Raw genomic sequence first — 16,556 nt, 5'->3', positions numbered from 1 at the left:
GGCCCGTCCCCCCTACCTAGTCCTTCTTGGCCGCTGCCACCTGAGCCGCGACTTCGGCCGCGAAGTCGTCGACCTTCTTCTCGATGCCTTCACCCACCACGTACAAGGTGAAGCCCTTGATCTGCGTGGCGCGCTCTTTCAGCATCTGCTCGACGGTCTGCTTGTCGTTCTTCACGAAAGCCTGGTTGAACAGGCTCACTTCCTTCAGGTATTTCTGCACCGAGCCTTCGACACGCTTGGTGACGATTTCGGCCGACTGGGGCGTCTTGCCCTCGGCCTTGGCCTTCTCGGCGTCTTCGGCCGCCTTTTCAGTCGCGATCTTGCGCTCGGTCTCGATCAGCTTGGCGGGCACGTCGGCCGACGACAGCGCGACCGGCTTCATGGCCGCCACGTGCATCGCCACGTCTTTCGCCGCGACGTCGTCGCCTTCGAACTCGACCATCACGCCGATGCGCGTGCCGTGCAGGTAGCTCGCGAGCTTGGCGCCTTCGTAGCGCTTGAAGCGGCGGATCGACATGTTTTCGCCGATGGTGCCGATCAGGCCCTTGCGCACGTCTTCGAGCGTCGGGCCGTAGCCGTCTTGCGTGTACGGCAGCGCCGACAGCGCAGCCACGTCGGCCGGGTTCTTCTCGGCCACGAGGCGGGCGCAGGCGTTGGCCATCGCCAGGAACATGTCGTTCTTCGACGTGAAGTCGGTTTCGCAGTTGACTTCGACGAGTGCACCGGCGCCACCCACCACCGCCGACACGATCACGCCTTCGGCGGTGATGCGCGACGCCGCCTTGCCGGCCTTGCTGCCGAGCTTGACGCGCAGCAGTTCTTCAGCGCGGTCCATGTCGCCTTCGGCCTCGGTCAGCGCCTTCTTGCACTCCATCATCGGGGCATCGGTCTTGGCGCGCAGTTCGCCGACCATGCTTGCAGTGATTGCAGCCATCTTCAGTTCTCCGTTGGGTTCGAAGCGCCTCACTTGCGGCGTTTCGAGTTCAGTGTGTCGTTGGAAAAAAAGGGGCTTCGCAGCCCCTTTCTTGTGCGCCCGGCGTCAGCGTTTCAGCCGCGGGGCGAAGCGTTCAAGCGGCTTCGTTGACTTCGACGAATTCGTCGCCCTCGGCGGCGGCGGCCTGCACCACTTCATTCGTGGCGTTGGCCTTGCCTTCGAGAACGGCGTCGGCCACGGCACGGGCGTACAGCGCCACGGCCTTGGACGAGTCGTCGTTGCCCGGGATCACGTAATCGATGCCTTCGGGCGAGTGGTTCGAGTCGACGACGCCGATGATCGGAATGCCGAGCTTGCGGGCTTCGAGGATGGCGATCTTGTGGTAACCCACGTCGATCACGAACATCGCGTCGGGCAAGGCGTTCATGTCCTGGATGCCGCCAATGTCCTTCTCGAGCTTGGCCAGGTCACGCTCGAACATCAGCGCTTCCTTCTTGATGCGGATCTCGGTGCCGGCCTCGACCTGCGCCTTCATGTCCTTCAGGCGCTTGAGCGAGCCCTTCACGGTCTTGAAGTTGGTCATCATGCCGCCGAGCCAGCGCTGGTCGACGAAAGGCATGCCGGCGCGGCGCGCTTCGGCTGCGATCACTTCGCGCGCCTGGCGCTTGGTGCCGATCATCAGGATCGTGCCGCGCTTCGCAGCGAGCTGGCGCACGAACTTCATCGCGTCGTTGAAGAGCGGTTGCGTCTTCTCGAGGTTGATGATGTGGATCTTGTTGCGATGGCCGTAGATGTACGGGGCCATCTTGGGGTTCCAGAAGCGGGTCTGGTGGCCGAAGTGCACACCGGCCTCCAGCATTTCACGCATGGTGATCGTCATTGAGACTCCAAAGGTTGGTTCTAGAATCCGGCCTGAATCGCCACCGTCGGTTCTTCGACGGCAGCGACACCTTCAAATAGCCGGTTCGCGAGTGGCTTGCCAAGTGCGACGCACCCAGTCAAGCCGCTCGATTATAGCACCCTCATGACTCAAGACCTGACCGGCACACGCACCCTGATCGAACGAGGCGCGCTCGACGCCGGCGCTGCGCTGGCGGCGTCGATCGCCGCCGCGAACGCCACCGCTTTGCAACACGCTTTCATCGGCCTGCCTGCTGCCACGGCCGCTGCCACCGCCTCGGCTGTGGACTCGCTACGCGCGGCAGGCGGCCCCGTGCCCTTGCTCGCCGGCCTGGCGGTGACGGTGAAGGACCTGTTCGACGTGCAGGGCGAAGTCACCACCGCCGGCTCGAAAGTGCTGGCCGGCAGACCGCCGGCGACGGCCGACTGCCCTGCGGTGGCTCGCTTGCGCCGTGCCGGCGCAGCACTGCTCGCCCGCACCAACCTGTCGGAGTTCGCCTTTTCCGGCGTCGGCATCAACCCGCACCACGGCACGCCGGCCAACCCGGCGACCGCCTTGCTTGATGCCGAGCCGCGCATACCCGGTGGTTCGACGTCGGGCGGTGGTGTGTCGGTGGCGGGCGGTGCCGCCTGGGCGGCGCTCGGCTCCGACACCGGCGGCTCGATCCGCATTCCCGCCGCGCTGCAAGGCCTGGTCGGGTTCAAGAACACCGCACGCCTGACGCCCACCGCGGGCGCCGTGCCGCTCTCGACCACGCTCGACACCGCCTGTGCGATCACGCTTTCGGTGCGCGACGCCGTGCTGCTGCACGAAGTGCTCGCCGACCGCACGGTCGCGCTCGCCGGGCGGCCGCTGGCGGCGCTGCGCCTGGCCGTTCCGACGCACACGATGCTCGACGCGCTCGACCCTGTCGTGGCGAACACCTTCCAGCGCAGCATCGGCGCGCTCCGCCGGGCCGGCGCCCGGATCGAAGAGATCACCCTGGCGCCGCTCGCCGACGTGCCCGGCATCAACGCCAGCGGCGGCTTCTCGGCCGCCGAAAGCTGGGCCTGGCACCGCCAGCTGCTCGCCGACCGCGAGCGCGAGTACGACCCGCGCGTGGCCCTGCGCATCCGGCGCGGTGAATCGATGAGCGCGGCCGACTACGTCGACCTGCTGAGTGCGCGTCGCGACTGGATCCAGCGCATGCAACTCGCGATGCGTGGTTTCGACGCGATGCTGAGCCCCACCGTGCCCTGCGTGGCGCCCCCGATCGCGCCCTTGCTGGCCGACGACCGCGCTTTTTTCGCCACCAACGCCTTGCTGTTGCGCAACCCTTCGATCGTGAACCTGCTCGACGGCTGCGCGCTCTCGCTGCCCTGCCATCGGGCCGGTGAATGGCCAGTCGGGCTAATGATCTGGAGCGGCGCCTTGCAGGACGACGTGGTGCTCGACGTGTCGCTCGCCATCGAATCCGCGCTCGCTTCGGCGCGCGCCTGAAGCCCCATGCGCATCGCAGTCATCGGCGCCGGCATCATCGGCGTGACCACCGCCTACGAACTCGGTCGCGACGGCCACGAAGTCACCGTCTTCGAGCGCTGCGGCACGGTCGCCGCCGAGACCAGCTTCGCCAACGCTGGGGTGATCGCGCCGGGCTACGTCACGCCCTGGGCCGCGCCCGGCATGCCGACCAAGGTGCTCGGCCACCTGTTCAGCCAGCACAGCCCGGTGCGGCTACACCCAACCCTGAACCCGGCCACCATCGGCTGGCTGTGGAAGTGGTGGCGCGCCTGCCGCACACGCACCTACCAGGCCAACCGCCTGCGCATGCAGCGCTTGGCCGGCTACAGCCGCGAGCGGCTGCACGCGCTCACGAGCGACATGAAGCTCGACTACGAGCGCGGCGAGGGCTACCTGGTGCTGCTGCGCACGGCCAAGGACCTGAAGATGGCGCAGGCCGGCCTCGCATCGCTCAAGGAGCTCAACACGCGCTTCGAGACACTCGACGCAGCGCAGTGCCGGCGTGTCGAACCTGGCCTCAACCCCGACATGCCGCTGCACGCCGGCATCCACCTGCCCGACGACGAAGTCGGCAACTGCCGCCAGTTCGCCTACCTGCTGCGCGCCGAAGCACAACGGGTCGGCGTGTCGTTCCGCTTCAACACGCAGGTGGGCCGGATCATCGCCGGTCCCGAGCCGAAGGTGGTCCACACCAACGTTTCGCCCGAGCCCTCGCGCTTCGTCGTTCAGGGTGAAGACACCCGCCCCGGCGGCGACACGCAACCCCTTGCCGCCGAGGCCGACTCGGAGCCTTTCGACGCGGTCGTGGTCTGCAACGCGCTGGGCGCACCGGCCTTGATGCGCCCGCTCGGCCTGCACCTGCCGCTGCAGGCGGTGCATGGTTATTCGGTCACGGCGCCGCTGCGCCACGCCGAAACCCACCCCGAGCAGGGGCCGCGCTCGGCCCTGATGGACGAACGTTTCAAGGTTGCGATCAGCCGCCTCGGCGCGCGAGTGCGCGTGGCCGGCAGCGCCGAGATCGGCGGCTCGGCGCGCCAGCACAACAAGGCCGCGCTGGCCACCCTGTACAAGGTCCTGCACGACTGGTTCCCCGGGGTCGCCCGGCTCAGCCACGAACAGCGCTGGAAAGGCGCCCGACCGATGCTTCCCGACGGCCCGCCGGTGCTCGGGGCCAGCGGCATCGACGGCGTCTGGCTCAACCTCGGCCACGGCTCCAGCGGCTGGGCACTGTCGTGTGGCTCGGCGCGTTTGCTGGCCGACGCCGTCGCCGGCCGCCCACCCGCCATCGACGCCGAAGGCCTGGGGCTCGCGCGGCTGAAGGGCTGAGCATGCAGCGGGTTCTTCCCTCGACGGCCGAGTGGCCGCTGTTCGACGCGGCAGGTACCCAGCACATCGAACTTCGCGAGCGGGTCGGCCTGCCGCCGCATGCCCTGATGGCACGCGCTGGCGAAGCCGTGGCGCGGCTGGCACTCGCCCTGGCGCCGCACGCGCAACGGGTCTGGGTGGCGGCGGGCCCCGGCAACAACGGCGGCGACGATCTCGAAGCGGCCGTCTGTTTGTGCCGCGCTGGCAGGCAGGTCGAGGTCGCCTTGTACGCCGACGCCGCGGCGCTGCCCGACGATGCCCGCGAGGCGTTTGCGCGCGCGCAGGCGGCCGGTGCGCACATCGTCGTGCCAGCCGGCGAGTCCACCTTCGTGGCCACGCTCGGCAAGCACGACATTGCCATCGACGCCCTGCTCGGCATCGGCGCCAGCCGCCCACCGCAAGGGGCCATCGCCGACTCGGTCCGCCAGCTCAACGCCCTCGCCTGCCCGGTGCTGGCGGTCGATGTGCCATCAGGCCTTCACGCCGGCACGGGTCAGCCGCTCGGCGACAGCTGCGTGGTGGCTGCGCACACCCTGAGCTTGCTGACGCTCAAACCCGGCCTGTTCACCGGCGCCGGCCGTGACCATGCCGGCACCGTGTGGTTCGACGGGCTCGGTGTGGACACCGGGGCCGACAGCCCCGCCGCCTGGCTGTCGGCCAGCGAGCCAGGCGTCTTGCCGGCCAACACGCGTCGCCATGCACAACACAAAGGCAGCTTCGGCGACGTGGCCGTGGTCGGCGGCGCGCCCGGCATGGCGGGCGCAGCCCTGCTCGCGGCACGTGCAGCGCTGGCGGCCGGCGCCGGCAGGGTCTTCGTCGACATGCTCGGTGACGAAGCACCGGGCCTGAACCTGGACACGCAGCGCCCGGAGTTGATGTTCCGCCACGGTTGGGCGCTGGGCGCGGCGGGCACGCTCGCCCAAACGACCGTCGTCTGCGGTTGTGGCGGCGGCGACGCGGTGCGCACACCGCTGCCCCGCCTGCTGAGCCTGGCCCCGCGGCTGGTGCTCGACGCCGACGCGCTCAACGCCATCGCTGCCGACCCGTCTCTGCAGAGGCTGCTGATCGCACGCGCCCGCCGCCACGCCGGCACGGTGCTCACGCCGCACCCCCTCGAAGCCGCACGCCTGCTCGCCGGCACCACGGCCCAAGTGCAGGCCGACCGGCTGTCGGCCGCACGCACGCTGGCCGACCGCTTTCAGTGCACCGTGGTGCTCAAGGGTTCGGGCAGCATCGTCGCTGCGCCGGCGCGCGTCTCGCGCATCAACTCGAGCGGCAATGCTTCGTTGGCGACGGCCGGCACCGGCGATGTGCTGGCCGGCTGGCTGGGTGGGCGCTGGGCGCACGACGCCGCGGGCGACCCGTTCGAGGTGGCGGTTCGGGCCGCGGCAGAGCACGGCGCCGCAGCGCACCCGCACGCACTCGGGCCGATGCGCGCCGGCGACCTGATCGAAACGCTCTACCGCCGCAGCGGCTGAACTAGCGCGCTCAGCCGAGCGCGCGCATCGCCTTGCCGACTTCGACGGTCCCTTGTGCGTTGCCGCTCGCGGGCACGGTTTCACCGTCGCGGTCCGACAGCGCTTCGAACTGCAGCGCCACCTGCTCGGGTGCGTCGGCCGGCATGCCGACGAACACACCCTGGGTCAGCGTGATGTGGGCGCGCTCGAACGCGCCCGCGCCCGCGCACAGTATCGCGCGCGTCGGTGCGTCTTCGGCCACGAGCGCCAGCAGGCCCGGCGTCACCGTTTCGGGCTGCAGCAGCTTGAGCACGGCTTCGGGCATGAGGTTTTCGGTCATGCGCGTGGCGGCCGTGGGCGCGAGGCAGTTGACGTGGATGTTGTTCTTGGCGCCCTCGATCGACAGCGTCTGCATCAGGCCCACCAGCGCCATCTTGGCCGCGCCGTAGTTCGATTGGCCGAAGTTGCCATACAGGCCGCTCGACGACGTCGTCATCACGATGCGCCCGTAGTTCTGCGCGCGCATGATGTCCCACACCGCCTTGCTGCAGTTCACCGCGCCCATGAGGTGCACTTCGACCACGAGGCGGAAGTCGTCGAGCGCCATCTTCGAGAAACTCTTGTCACGCAGGATGCCGGCGTTGTTGACGAGGATGTCGACGCGGCCCCATTCCTTCATCGCCTCGTCGACCATGGCCTGCACCGCGGCCGCGTCGGTCACCGACGCGCCACTGGCGATGGCCTGGCCACCCGCGCGGCGAATCTCTTCGACGACCGCGAGCGCAGCACTCGGCGTGCCGCCATTGCCGTCGAGCGTGCCGCCCAGGTCGTTGACCACCACTTTCGCGCCACGCGCGGCGAGTGCCAGCGCGTGTTGCCGACCCAGGCCGCCACCGGCACCCGTCACCACCGCCACGCGGCCGTCGAATCGCATCGTCATGTTCCGTTGTTTCCTTGAAAAGTTGAGTGGTTCTGTCAGCGCCGCTTCGGCGCCTTGCCCGAGGATGAACGCGCCGCCGTCTTGGCCGACTTGATCGGGTGTTTGCCCTTGGCCGCGGCCGCGCGCGACTTGCTCTTCGTGACGGCCTTGGTCGCGCGGTCGGTTTGTTTCACCGCCGCCAGGTCGTTGCCGGCGGCGGCAGCTTTCTCGCCGAGCTTGTCGCGGCGCGCGCGGATCAGGTTGGCTTCTTCGCCGTTTTCGCGCACCAGGCGGAAGTCGATCTTGCGACCGTCGAGATCGACTCGGCTGACCTGCACACGAACCCGCGAACCCACCGCGTAGCGGATGCCGCTGCGCTCGCCGCGCAGTTCCTGGCGCACTTCGTCGAAGCGGTAGTACTCGCCGCCGAGTTCAGTGATGTGCACCAGCCCTTCCACATACAGGCCGTCGAGCTGCACGAACAGGCCGAAGCTCGTCGCCGCGCTGACCGTGCCGCCGTATTCTTCGCCGAGGTGCTCGCGCATGTAGCGGCACTTGAGCCAGGCTTCGACATCGCGCGAGGCTTCGTCGGCACGGCGTTCGTTCACGCTGCAATGAACGCCGGCGACTTCCCACTTCTCTTCTTCGGCGGTCGGCGCACGCGCCGGCTTCGTCGTCTTGCGGTTGCTCGGCGCCGGATTGCTCGCGCCGGTGACGAGGTGATAGCGCTTGCCGCCGAGCAAGGCCTTGATCACGCGGTGCACCAGCAAATCGGGGTACCGCCGGATCGGGCTCGTGAAGTGCGTGTAAGCCTCGTAGGCCAGACCGAAGTGGCCGCTGTTGATGCCGGTGTAGATGGCCTGCTGCATCGAGCGCAGCAGCATCGTGTGGATCTGCGGCGCGTCGGCACGGTCTTTCGTCGCTGCCGCGATCGCCTGAAACTCACCCGGCTTCGGGTCGTCGCTGATCGACAGGCCGAGACCGAGCGCCTTCAGGTAGTTCTGCAGCAGCGTGCGCTTCTCGGGCGTCGGCCCTTCGTGCACGCGGTACAGCGACGGGTGCTTGGCACGCGCGATGAAGTCGGCCGACGACACGTTGGCCGCGAGCATGCATTCTTCGATCAGCTTGTGCGCTTCGGTGCGCGTGCGCGGCACGATCTTCTCGATGCGGCCGTTCTCGTCGCAGACGATCTGCGTTTCGGTCGTCTCGAAGTCGATGGCTCCGCGCTTGGTGCGCTCTTTCAGCAAGGCGCGGTACACCTCGTTGAGGTTGAGCAGGTCAGGCACGAGTTGCTTGCGCTTCGCCGCTTCGGGCCCGCGCGTGTTGCCGAGAATGGCCGCCACCTCGTTGTAGGTGAAACGTGCGTGCGAGCAGATGATGGCGGGGAAGAACTGGTAGGCGTGGATCTCGCCGCTGGCGGTGACGAGCATGTCGCACACCATGGCCAGCCGGTCTTCGTTCGGGTTCAGCGAGCACAGGCCGTTCGAGAGTTTCTCGGGCAGCATCGGGATCACGCGGCGCGGAAAGTAGACCGACGTCGCGCGCTCGTAGGCGTCGTCGTCGATCGGCTCACCGGGTTTCACGTAGTGGCTCACGTCGGCGATGGCCACGACCAGGCGCCAGCCGTTGTTGGCCTTCACGCGTCCGATCTTCGCCGGCTCGCAGTACACCGCGTCGTCGAAGTCGCGCGCGTCTTCGCCGTCGATGGTGACGAGCGGCACGTCGGTCAGATCGATGCGGTTCTTGCGGTCGACGGGCCGGATCTTGTCGGGCAGGCCCGCCGCCTGCGCCAGCGTTTCGGGCGAGAAGCGGTGCGGCACTTCGTACTTGCGCACCGCGATCTCGATCTCCATGCCGGGGTCGTCGATCTCGCCCAGCACCTCGGTCACGCGGCCGACCGGCTGCGAATACATCGACGGCGGTTCGGTCAGTTCGATCGCGACCACTTGGCCCGCCGCCGCGTTCGACGTGGCGTTCTTCGGGATCAGGATGTCCTGCCCGTAGCGCTTGTCTTCGGGCGCGACGAGCCAGACGCCGCTCTCGTGCAGCAGGCGACCGATGATCGGCGCCTTCTTGCGTTCGAGGATTTCGAGCACGCGCCCCTCGGGCCGGCCCTTGCGGTCGTAGCGGACCACGCGCGCCTTGACGCGGTCGTGGTGCAGCACGGCACGCATCTCTTGTTGTGAAAGATAAAGATCGGCCTGACGGTCGTCGCGTACGACGAAGCCGTGGCCATCACGGTGCCCTTGCACCGTGCCTTCCACTTCGGCCATCAGCTCGGCGCCGACGGGGGTCGTGGGATTCTTGAAGGATGTTGTTTTGATGATATAGTCCAAGACTTCCTGAAATGCCCAGGTGGCGGAATTGGTAGACGCACTAGTTTCAGGTACTAGCGGGTAACTCCGTGGGGGTTCGAGTCCCTTCCTGGGCACCAAGAGCACGAGCTCGCTTCTTGAAAGAGACAGCGGGCTTTTTGCTTTCTGGCTTCAGTGTTGTTGTGTTGCTGACGGTGAGTTCGAGGGCCTGCTCGCGCAGGCCTTCGTCGTTTCTGCAGTCGCTCAAATGACGAACTTCTTGGCCAGCCCCTCGGGCCGCATGTCGTCGTACTCTTCGAACGGCTGATGGATCCAGGGGCTCGTGGGCAGCATCTCGACAAAGTAGTCGGGCGTGTAGCTCGACACGCCTTTTGTCCAGATCACGGCCGAGCGCAGCTCGCTGATCGACGGCATGCCCCGCAGCCGGTCGACCACGGCACGCAGCGTCACGCCCGAATCCGCCAGGTCGTCGACCAGCAAGACCTTGCCGGCCAGTTCGCCCTTCGGCAGCGTGATGTACTTGGCCATGTCGAGCCGGCCCTGGATCGTGCCTGCTTCGGCGCGGTACGAGCTCGTCGCCATGATCGCGAGCGGTTTGTCGAACACCCGCGAGAGCACGTCGCCCGGCCGCATGCCGCCACGCGCGAGGCACAGGATCTGGTCGAACTCCCAGCCCGTCCCGGCGATCTTCAACGCCAGGCGTTCGATGAGCATGTGGTACTCGTCCCAGCTCACGTACAGGTGTTTGCCATCGTCGGTCAGCATGCGTTTTCCTTGGGGCTCGGGTTGAAGAGAGTTCGAGGTGTCGGATCGTTCAGGCCTGGTACGGATGCCGCAGCAGGATCGTGTGCACACGGTCGGGGCCGGTCGAGACCATGTCGATCGGCGCGCCGATGAAGGCCTGGATGCGCTCGAGATAGCGGCGCGCGTTCAGCGGCAGCTTGTCCCATTCAGTGACACCGAACGTGCTTTCAGTCCAGCCCGGGAAGGTTTCGTAGATGGGCTGGCAGGCATAGATGTCGTCGGCATCGAGCGGCAGGATGTCGACGCGTTGGCCGTGCAGTTCATAGCCGACGCAGACCTTGATCTCGGGCAGGCCATCGAGCACGTCGAGTTTGGTCATGCACACGCCGGAGATGCCGTTGATGATCATCGAGCGCTTGAGCAGCGCCGCGTCGAGCCAACCGCAGCGGCGCGGCCGGCCCGTCACGGTGCCACGCTCCTGGCCGACTGTCGACAGGTGGTGGCCGACCGTGCCCGGCACGTCCATGTCGAGTTCGGTGGGGAACGGCCCACCGCCGACACGGGTCGTGTAGGCCTTGGTGATGCCGAGGATGTAGTGCAGCAAGTCGGGCCCCACGCCCGCGCCAGCAGCGGCGTTGCCGGCCACGCAGTTGCTCGAGGTCACGAACGGGTAGGTGCCGTGGTCGATGTCGAGCAAGGTGCCCTGCGCGCCTTCGAACAGGATGTTGGCACCCTGCCGGTTCGCGTTGTGCAGCGTGTAGCCCACGTCGGCCATCATCGGCTTGAGCTGCTCGGCCACCTTCATCGCCAGATCGAAGATCGGCTGGTACTCGAGCGGCTTCGACTTCAGGTAACCGGCGAGCGCAAAGTTGTGCAGGTCGATCAGCTCGCGCAGCTTCTTCGCAAACCGCTCGGGGTGCTTCAGGTCCTGCACGCGCAGCGCGCGGCGTGCCACCTTGTCTTCATACGCCGGGCCGATGCCCTTGCCGGTGGTGCCGATCTTGCCGGCGCCGCTGCTCTCGCGCAGGGCCTCACGGGCCTTGTCGACCTCGACGTGGAAGGGCAGGATCAGCGGGCACGACTCGCTGATGAACAGGCGCGAGCGCACTTCGAGGCCGATCGCTTCGAGCCGCTCGATCTCGGCCAGCAGGTGCGTGGGGTCGACCACCACGCCGTTGCCGATGTAGCACTTCACGCCGTCGCGCATGATGCCCGAGGGGATCAGCTGCAACGCCGTCTTCACGCCCTTGATGACGAGGGTGTGGCCGGCGTTGTGGCCGCCCTGGAAGCGCACCACGGCCTGCGCGTGGTCGGTCAGCCAGTCGACGACCTTGCCCTTGCCTTCGTCGCCCCACTGGGTGCCGACGACGACGACGTTGTGACCCGCCAGGGGTTTGTCGGTGCTCGTGCTCATCTGTTGCATTGAGAAAAGATCCAGGTCTGAAAATTCATCGGCTCGCAGCGCTTCAGAGCGCCTGAACCATCCATTGGCCAGCGACCGCCACCAGTTCGCGGTCGCAGTCGAATTCCTGGCCTTCATGTTCGTGGCCGGGCAAGACACACACCACCGTTTCGCCCTGCTCGCGCAGGCGCCGCACGGCCGACCGCAGGCCGGCTTCTTCGGCCCAGGGCGCACGGATCGCCGAGTGCAGCGATTGGCTCGGCGCCAGTGCGGCCAGCGTCTTCAGGTCGAGACTGAAACCCACCGCGGGCCGGTTGCGGCCGAACACCGCGCCGACCTCGTCGTAGCGCCCGCCGCGCGCCACCGCGTCGGACGAGCCTGCCACGTAGGCTGCGAAACGCGCGCCGCTGTAATAGCCGTTGCCCACGATGTCGGCCAGGTCGAACCCGACCCGCACTTCAGGATGGGCCTGGCGCGCATGGTTGGCCAGGCGCTGCAGGTCGTCGAGTGCGGCGCTGACGAGCGGCGTGGCGGGCAGCTCGCTGCGTGCCGCCTGGATGACTTCGTCGTCACCGTAAAGCGAGACCAGCCGGCGCAGGGCGCGCTGCACATCGGCCGGGAACGCATGGCTCAACTCGGCCAGCGAGGTGGTGTCCTTCGCCGCAAGCGCCGCGCACACCTCGCGAAAGGCACCGGCAGTGAGTGCCACACCGGCCAGCACGCCACGCACGATGCGCGCGTCACCGAGATCGAGCATCACACCGCCGAGACCGGCGCGGCGCAGGCAGTCGAGCGCGAGGTCTTGCACTTCGAGATCGGCCTCCAGGCCCACATGCCCGTAGATTTCGGCGCCGAACTGCAGCGGCTCGCGGGTCGAGTTCATGCCGGCAGGCAGCGCATGCAATACCGGTCCGCAATAACAGAGCCGCGTCACGCCTTCGCGGTTGAGCAGGTGCGCGTCGATGCGTGCGACCTGCGGCGTGCTGTCGGCCCGCACCCCGAGCGTGCGACCGCTGAGCTGGTCGACGAGCTTGAAGGTGTTGAGGTCAAGTTCGCGGCCGGTGCCCGACAACAGCGACTCGAGGTGTTCGAGCAACGGCGGCATCACCAGTTCGCAGCCGTAGCTGCGTGCCACGTCGAGCAGGCCACGCCGCAGTTCTTCGATGTGCCGCGCCTGCGCGGGCAGCACGTCGGCAACGTGCTCGGGCAGCAGCCAGGCAGATGACATGTGAAAAGCGCCGGGGATTAAAACCGGCATTGTACCGGTGGGGTGCGTGCACCCGCGGCCGCTTCGAGCAGAGCTGTCAGGCGAGGAAGAAGCACAACATCGCGATCCCCGCGAGCATGCTCGACAGGCCGACGAACCGGATTTGCCCGTCGCTCATTTTCGTGGCGCGCTCGAACACGCCGCGCCACATCGGCGGGCTCAGGAACGGCAGCAGGCCTTCGATCACCAGCATCAGCGCAAAGGCGCCGAGCAGCAGTTCGACAAAGCCAGGCTGCGCCAAGAGTTACTTCTTGGAGGCAGGTGCCGGCGCAGCCTGAGCACCCGACGATCCGCGCATCGCCTTGAAGAAGTCGCTGCCGGGGTCGACGACCATCACGTCGGACTTGCTGCGAAAGCTCGCGCGATACGCCTCAAGGCTGCGGTAGAACTGGGCGAACTGCGCATCACGGCCGAACGACTCGGCGAAGATCGCCGAAGCCTTGGCATCGCCCTCGCCCTTGACCTTCTGCGCGTCGCGGTAGGCCTCGGCGACGATCACTTCGCGCTGCCGGTCGGCATCGGCTCGTACCTTTTCGCCTTCGGCACCGCCGGTCGCACGCAACTGGTTGGCCACCTGCTTGCGCTCGGAAGCCATGCGGCTGTAGATCGACTCGGTGATGTTGGCGACGAAGTCGACGCGCTTGATGCGCACGTCGAGGATCTCGATACCGAAGGACTTGGCCTCGTCGGCCAGGCGCGCACGCACGTCCTGCATGACCTTGTCGCGGCCGCTGGAGAGCACTTCACCAACCGTGCGCTTGGTCACCTCTTCGTTGAACGCGGCGTGCACGATCGGGCTCAGCCGCGCTTCGAGGTTGCGCTGGTCGACGCCGTTGTTGCGGATGAACTGGCGCGGGTCGGTCACCCGCCATTTCACCAGCCAGTCGATCACCAGGCTTTTCTTCTCAGCCGTGAAGATCGGGCGCGTCTCGGGGCTGTCCATGGTCTGGATGCGGCGGTCGAGAAACACCACGTTCTGGAACGGCGGCGGAAGCTTCCACTTCAGGCCCGGTTCCTGGATCACTTCCTTGATTTCGCCCAGTGCGTAGACCACGGCCACCTGGCGCTGGTCGACCACGAACAGCGTCGAGGCCAGCAACATCAGCACCACCAGCGCACCGGCGACGATCACAACCAATCGGTTCATGTTCTTGTTCTCCTGCTGGCTCAGCGGCCGTCACGGTCACGGGCACGCTGCCCGTCACGCGAGCGCACATCGACCGCACCGGCGGCGGGGGCGGTCTCGGGTGCCACCGGCACGGCCGGGGTAGCACTGGGCACGCCGGCGCCGGCCTGCTGCATCAGTTTGTCGAGCGGCAGGTACAGCAGGTTCGAGTTGCCGCGGCTGTCGACCATCACCTTGGTGACGTTCGAGTACACCTGCTGCATCGTGTCGATGTACATGCGGTCGCGCGTCACGGTCGGTGCTTTCTGGTACTCGGCCAGCACGCTGTTGAAGCGCTGCCCGTCACCTTCGGCCTGCGAGACCACGCGCGACTTGTAGCCTTCGGCTTCTTCGCGCAGGCGCGCGGCCGTGCCTTGTGCCTTCGGGATCACGTCGCTCGCGTAGGCCAGGCCTTCCTTCTTCAGGCGATCGCCGTCCTGGCCGGCCTTGAGGGTGTCTTCGAATGCGGCCTGCACCTGCTCGGGCGGCTGCACGCTCTGCACGTTGACGTTGACGACCACGATGCCCGCCTTCAGGCGGTCGAGCTGCCCCTGCACCGACTTCACCAGTTCGGCGGCAATCGCGTCACGCTGCTCGTAGAGCACCGAGTCGATCTTGCTCTTGCCGACGATCTCGCGCACCGCCGACTCTGAAGCCAGCGTGACCGCCTCTTCCGGGTCGCGGTTCTCGAACAGGAAAGCGCGCGCGTCTTTCAGCCGGTACTGCACCGTGAAGCGGATGTCGACGATGTTCTCGTCTTGCGTGAGCATCGAAGAGTCACGCAGGCCAGTGGCGGCGATCACCGCGTTGCGGCCGACTTCCTTCGAGCGCAGTTGCGTCACGTTGACCGTCTCGTGCGCCTGGAAGGGGTACGGCATGCGCCACTGGAAGCCGGCGTCGGCCGTGTGGCTGTACTTGCCGAACGAGGTGACGACGGCCTGCTGGCCTTCCTGGACGATGAAGAAACCGCTGCCGAGCCAGATCAGCGCGACCACACCGGCGATCAGGCCGGCGCCGATCCCGGCGCTCTTCATGTCGGGCTGGAAGTTCGGGCCGCCGCCGCCCTGGTTGTTGTCGCCCGGGCCGTTGCCCTGGGGCGCGCCGCCCTTGCCGCCGAACAGGCCGCTCAGCTTCTTGTTGAAGTCGCGCCAGAGCTCGTCGAGATCGGGCGGCCCATCGTTCTTGCCGCTGCTCAGGATCAGGCCCGACGCCAGGGCGCGCGCGGCTTGGGCCAGGGCGCGCAGGCGCGACACGCTGGCCTCGGGTGCAGTGGTGGTGTGGCTCATGGTCATGCGTGTGAAAAGTGGGTGTCGGTTCGCGCTGTCTCGGCCTGCAGATCTTCTGCCACATCGTCTTCGGCAGAATCTTCTGCCGACGCGCTGTCATTTTGGGCCGGTTCCGGCGCGTTCAAGCGGTGCGCCGGCATGGCCGCCACGGCCTCGGCCAGAATGGCGCGCAGCTCGGGCATGCCCTCGCCGCTCTGCGCACTGATGAAGACACGCGGCACCCGAACGCCGGCTGCGAGCTCGATGGTGTCGCGCAAGGCGCGCGGTCGCTGGGTGTCTTCCAATTGATCGAGCTTGTTGAACACCAGCACCTGGGGGATGTCGCCGGCGCCGATTTCTGCCAGCACCCGCTGCACTTCGCTCATCTGCTCGGCCAGCACCGGGCTCGCGGCGTCGACCACGTGCAGCAGCAGGTCGGCGTCGTTGGCTTCCTGCAGCGTGGCCTCGAAAGCCTCGATCAGCTTGTGCGGCAGGTCGCGGATGAACCCGACCGTGTCGCTCAGCGACACCGAGCGCGCCGAGCCCCCCGCTTCAGCCAGATAGAGCTGCCTTGTGGTCGTGTCGAGCGTGGCGAAGAGCTGATCGGCCGCATAAGCACGCGCGTTCACGAGCACGTTGAACAGCGTCGACTTGCCGGCGTTGGTGTAGCCCACGAGCGAGATGCGGAAGGTCTGGTTGCGTTCGCGCGAGCGCCGCTGCGTGCTGCGCTGCTTCTTGACCCGCTCGAGCTGCTTCTTCACGGCCTTGATGCGCTCGCCGATCATGCGCCGGTCGAGTTCGATCTGGGCTTCACCCGGGCCACCGCGCATGCCGATGCCGCCGCTTTGGCGTTCGAGGTGGCTCCAGCGCCGCACCAGCCGGGTCGACAGGTATTGCAGCCGCGCCAGTTCGACCTGCAGCTTGCCTTCATGGCTTTGCGCGCGCTCGCCGAAAATCTCGAGGATCAGCATCGTGCGGTCGGCCACGGCCACACCCAGGTGCAGTTCGAGGTTGCGTTGCTGCGCTGGCGAAAGCGCTTGGTCGAACAGCACCGCATCGGCCCGGTGCGCCTGCACCAGCGCCTTGATCTCGTCGGCCTTGCCCGAACCCACGAACAGCGCCGCATCGGGCGCCTTGCGCCGGGCAATGACCCGCTCGACCGCCACGTCACCGGCCGACTCGGCCAGCAGCGCCAATTCGTCGAGCGAAGCGTCGAAGGACTTGCCACGGCCGAAGTCGACCCCCACGAGGATCGCCCGGGCCGGGCCCGTCGACCCGCCGGGGCCGGTTGAATCCGTGGAACTCAAGGTGGGCAGATGTCG

14 protein-coding genes and 1 tRNA gene are annotated in these 16,556 nt (G+C 67.4%); 4 read left to right on the top strand and 11 right to left on the bottom strand.

Features of this window, described 5'->3' with window-relative positions; translation table 11 throughout:
* Nucleotides 1-16: 16 nt before the first annotated feature.
* Together tsf and rpsB are read right to left on the bottom strand one after the other, a co-directional pair.
* Entirely contained in the window at nucleotides 17-934 is a 918-nt protein-coding gene (gene tsf, locus AC30PD_RS12985) for a translation elongation factor Ts (RefSeq protein WP_489536068.1), read from the bottom strand.
* A gap of 133 nt (nucleotides 935-1,067) precedes the next feature.
* Nucleotides 1,068-1,814: a 30S ribosomal protein S2 gene (gene rpsB / locus AC30PD_RS12980; protein WP_489536067.1), complete on the bottom strand. Its 747-nt coding sequence runs from the start codon at nucleotides 1,812-1,814 to the stop codon at nucleotides 1,068-1,070.
* Between the two features lie 144 nt (nucleotides 1,815-1,958).
* On the opposite strand from rpsB, the gene AC30PD_RS12975 reads away from it, so the two are divergent.
* The 3 genes from AC30PD_RS12975 to AC30PD_RS12965 are packed head-to-tail and all read left to right on the top strand — an operon-like array spanning nucleotide 1,959 to nucleotide 6,178.
* Nucleotides 1,959-3,314: an amidase gene (locus tag AC30PD_RS12975; protein ID WP_489536066.1), complete on the top strand. Its 1,356-nt coding sequence runs from the start codon at nucleotides 1,959-1,961 to the stop codon at nucleotides 3,312-3,314.
* A gap of 6 nt (nucleotides 3,315-3,320) precedes the next feature.
* Nucleotides 3,321-4,661: an FAD-dependent oxidoreductase gene (locus AC30PD_RS12970; protein ID WP_489536065.1), complete on the top strand. Its 1,341-nt coding sequence runs from the start codon at nucleotides 3,321-3,323 to the stop codon at nucleotides 4,659-4,661.
* A gap of 2 nt (nucleotides 4,662-4,663) precedes the next feature.
* Nucleotides 4,664-6,178 (top strand): NAD(P)H-hydrate dehydratase, encoded by a 1,515-nt coding sequence (locus AC30PD_RS12965; protein ID WP_489536064.1) that lies wholly within the window; start codon nucleotides 4,664-4,666, stop codon nucleotides 6,176-6,178.
* A 10-nt stretch (nucleotides 6,179-6,188) separates the two neighbouring features.
* Here the strand turns inward: AC30PD_RS12965 and AC30PD_RS12960 are convergent, their stop codons facing one another.
* Both AC30PD_RS12960 and rnr read right to left on the bottom strand, forming a co-directional pair.
* Nucleotides 6,189-7,097 carry an SDR family NAD(P)-dependent oxidoreductase gene (locus AC30PD_RS12960; RefSeq protein ID WP_489536063.1) on the bottom strand — a complete coding sequence of 303 codons (909 nt, stop codon included), beginning with the start codon at nucleotides 7,095-7,097 and terminating at the stop codon, nucleotides 6,189-6,191.
* Between the two features lie 35 nt (nucleotides 7,098-7,132).
* Entirely contained in the window at nucleotides 7,133-9,403 is a 2,271-nt protein-coding gene (gene rnr / locus AC30PD_RS12955) for a ribonuclease R (RefSeq protein ID WP_489536339.1), read from the bottom strand.
* Between the two features lie 22 nt (nucleotides 9,404-9,425).
* Between rnr and AC30PD_RS12950 the strand changes: the two genes are divergently transcribed.
* Nucleotides 9,426-9,510: transfer RNA gene (locus AC30PD_RS12950), tRNA-Leu, on the top strand.
* A 124-nt stretch (nucleotides 9,511-9,634) separates the two neighbouring features.
* Here the strand turns inward: AC30PD_RS12950 and AC30PD_RS12945 are convergent.
* From AC30PD_RS12945 to hflX, 7 genes are all read right to left on the bottom strand, one after another.
* A complete protein-coding gene (locus tag AC30PD_RS12945; RefSeq protein ID WP_489536062.1) occupies nucleotides 9,635-10,156 on the bottom strand; it encodes a phosphoribosyltransferase in 522 nt (173 codons plus the stop codon).
* Between the two features lie 49 nt (nucleotides 10,157-10,205).
* Entirely contained in the window at nucleotides 10,206-11,549 is a 1,344-nt protein-coding gene (locus tag AC30PD_RS12940) for an adenylosuccinate synthase (protein WP_489536061.1), read from the bottom strand.
* A 52-nt stretch (nucleotides 11,550-11,601) separates the two neighbouring features.
* Nucleotides 11,602-12,765, bottom strand: coding sequence for an ATP phosphoribosyltransferase regulatory subunit (locus AC30PD_RS12935; RefSeq protein ID WP_489536060.1), 1,164 nt, complete (start codon nucleotides 12,763-12,765; stop codon nucleotides 11,602-11,604).
* 76 nt (nucleotides 12,766-12,841) lie between these two features.
* A complete protein-coding gene (locus tag AC30PD_RS12930; protein WP_489536059.1) occupies nucleotides 12,842-13,045 on the bottom strand; it encodes a DUF2065 domain-containing protein in 204 nt (67 codons plus the stop codon).
* 3 nt (nucleotides 13,046-13,048) lie between these two features.
* Nucleotides 13,049-13,951 carry a protease modulator HflC gene (hflC, locus tag AC30PD_RS12925; RefSeq protein ID WP_489536058.1) on the bottom strand — a complete coding sequence of 301 codons (903 nt, stop codon included), beginning with the start codon at nucleotides 13,949-13,951 and terminating at the stop codon, nucleotides 13,049-13,051.
* Between the two features lie 20 nt (nucleotides 13,952-13,971).
* Entirely contained in the window at nucleotides 13,972-15,255 is a 1,284-nt protein-coding gene (hflK, locus tag AC30PD_RS12920) for an FtsH protease activity modulator HflK (protein WP_489536057.1), read from the bottom strand.
* A 2-nt stretch (nucleotides 15,256-15,257) separates the two neighbouring features.
* Nucleotides 15,258-16,541 carry a GTPase HflX gene (gene hflX, locus AC30PD_RS12915; RefSeq protein WP_489536056.1) on the bottom strand — a complete coding sequence of 428 codons (1,284 nt, stop codon included), beginning with the start codon at nucleotides 16,539-16,541 and terminating at the stop codon, nucleotides 15,258-15,260.
* Nucleotides 16,542-16,556: the final 15 nt, after the last annotated feature.

The organism is Rhizobacter sp. (assembly GCF_032229685.1).
Lineage (GTDB): Bacteria > Pseudomonadota > Gammaproteobacteria > Burkholderiales > Burkholderiaceae_C > LMDS01.
Note: the sequence above shows the minus strand (reverse complement) of the source record. Positions and strands in the feature narration are given on the sequence as shown.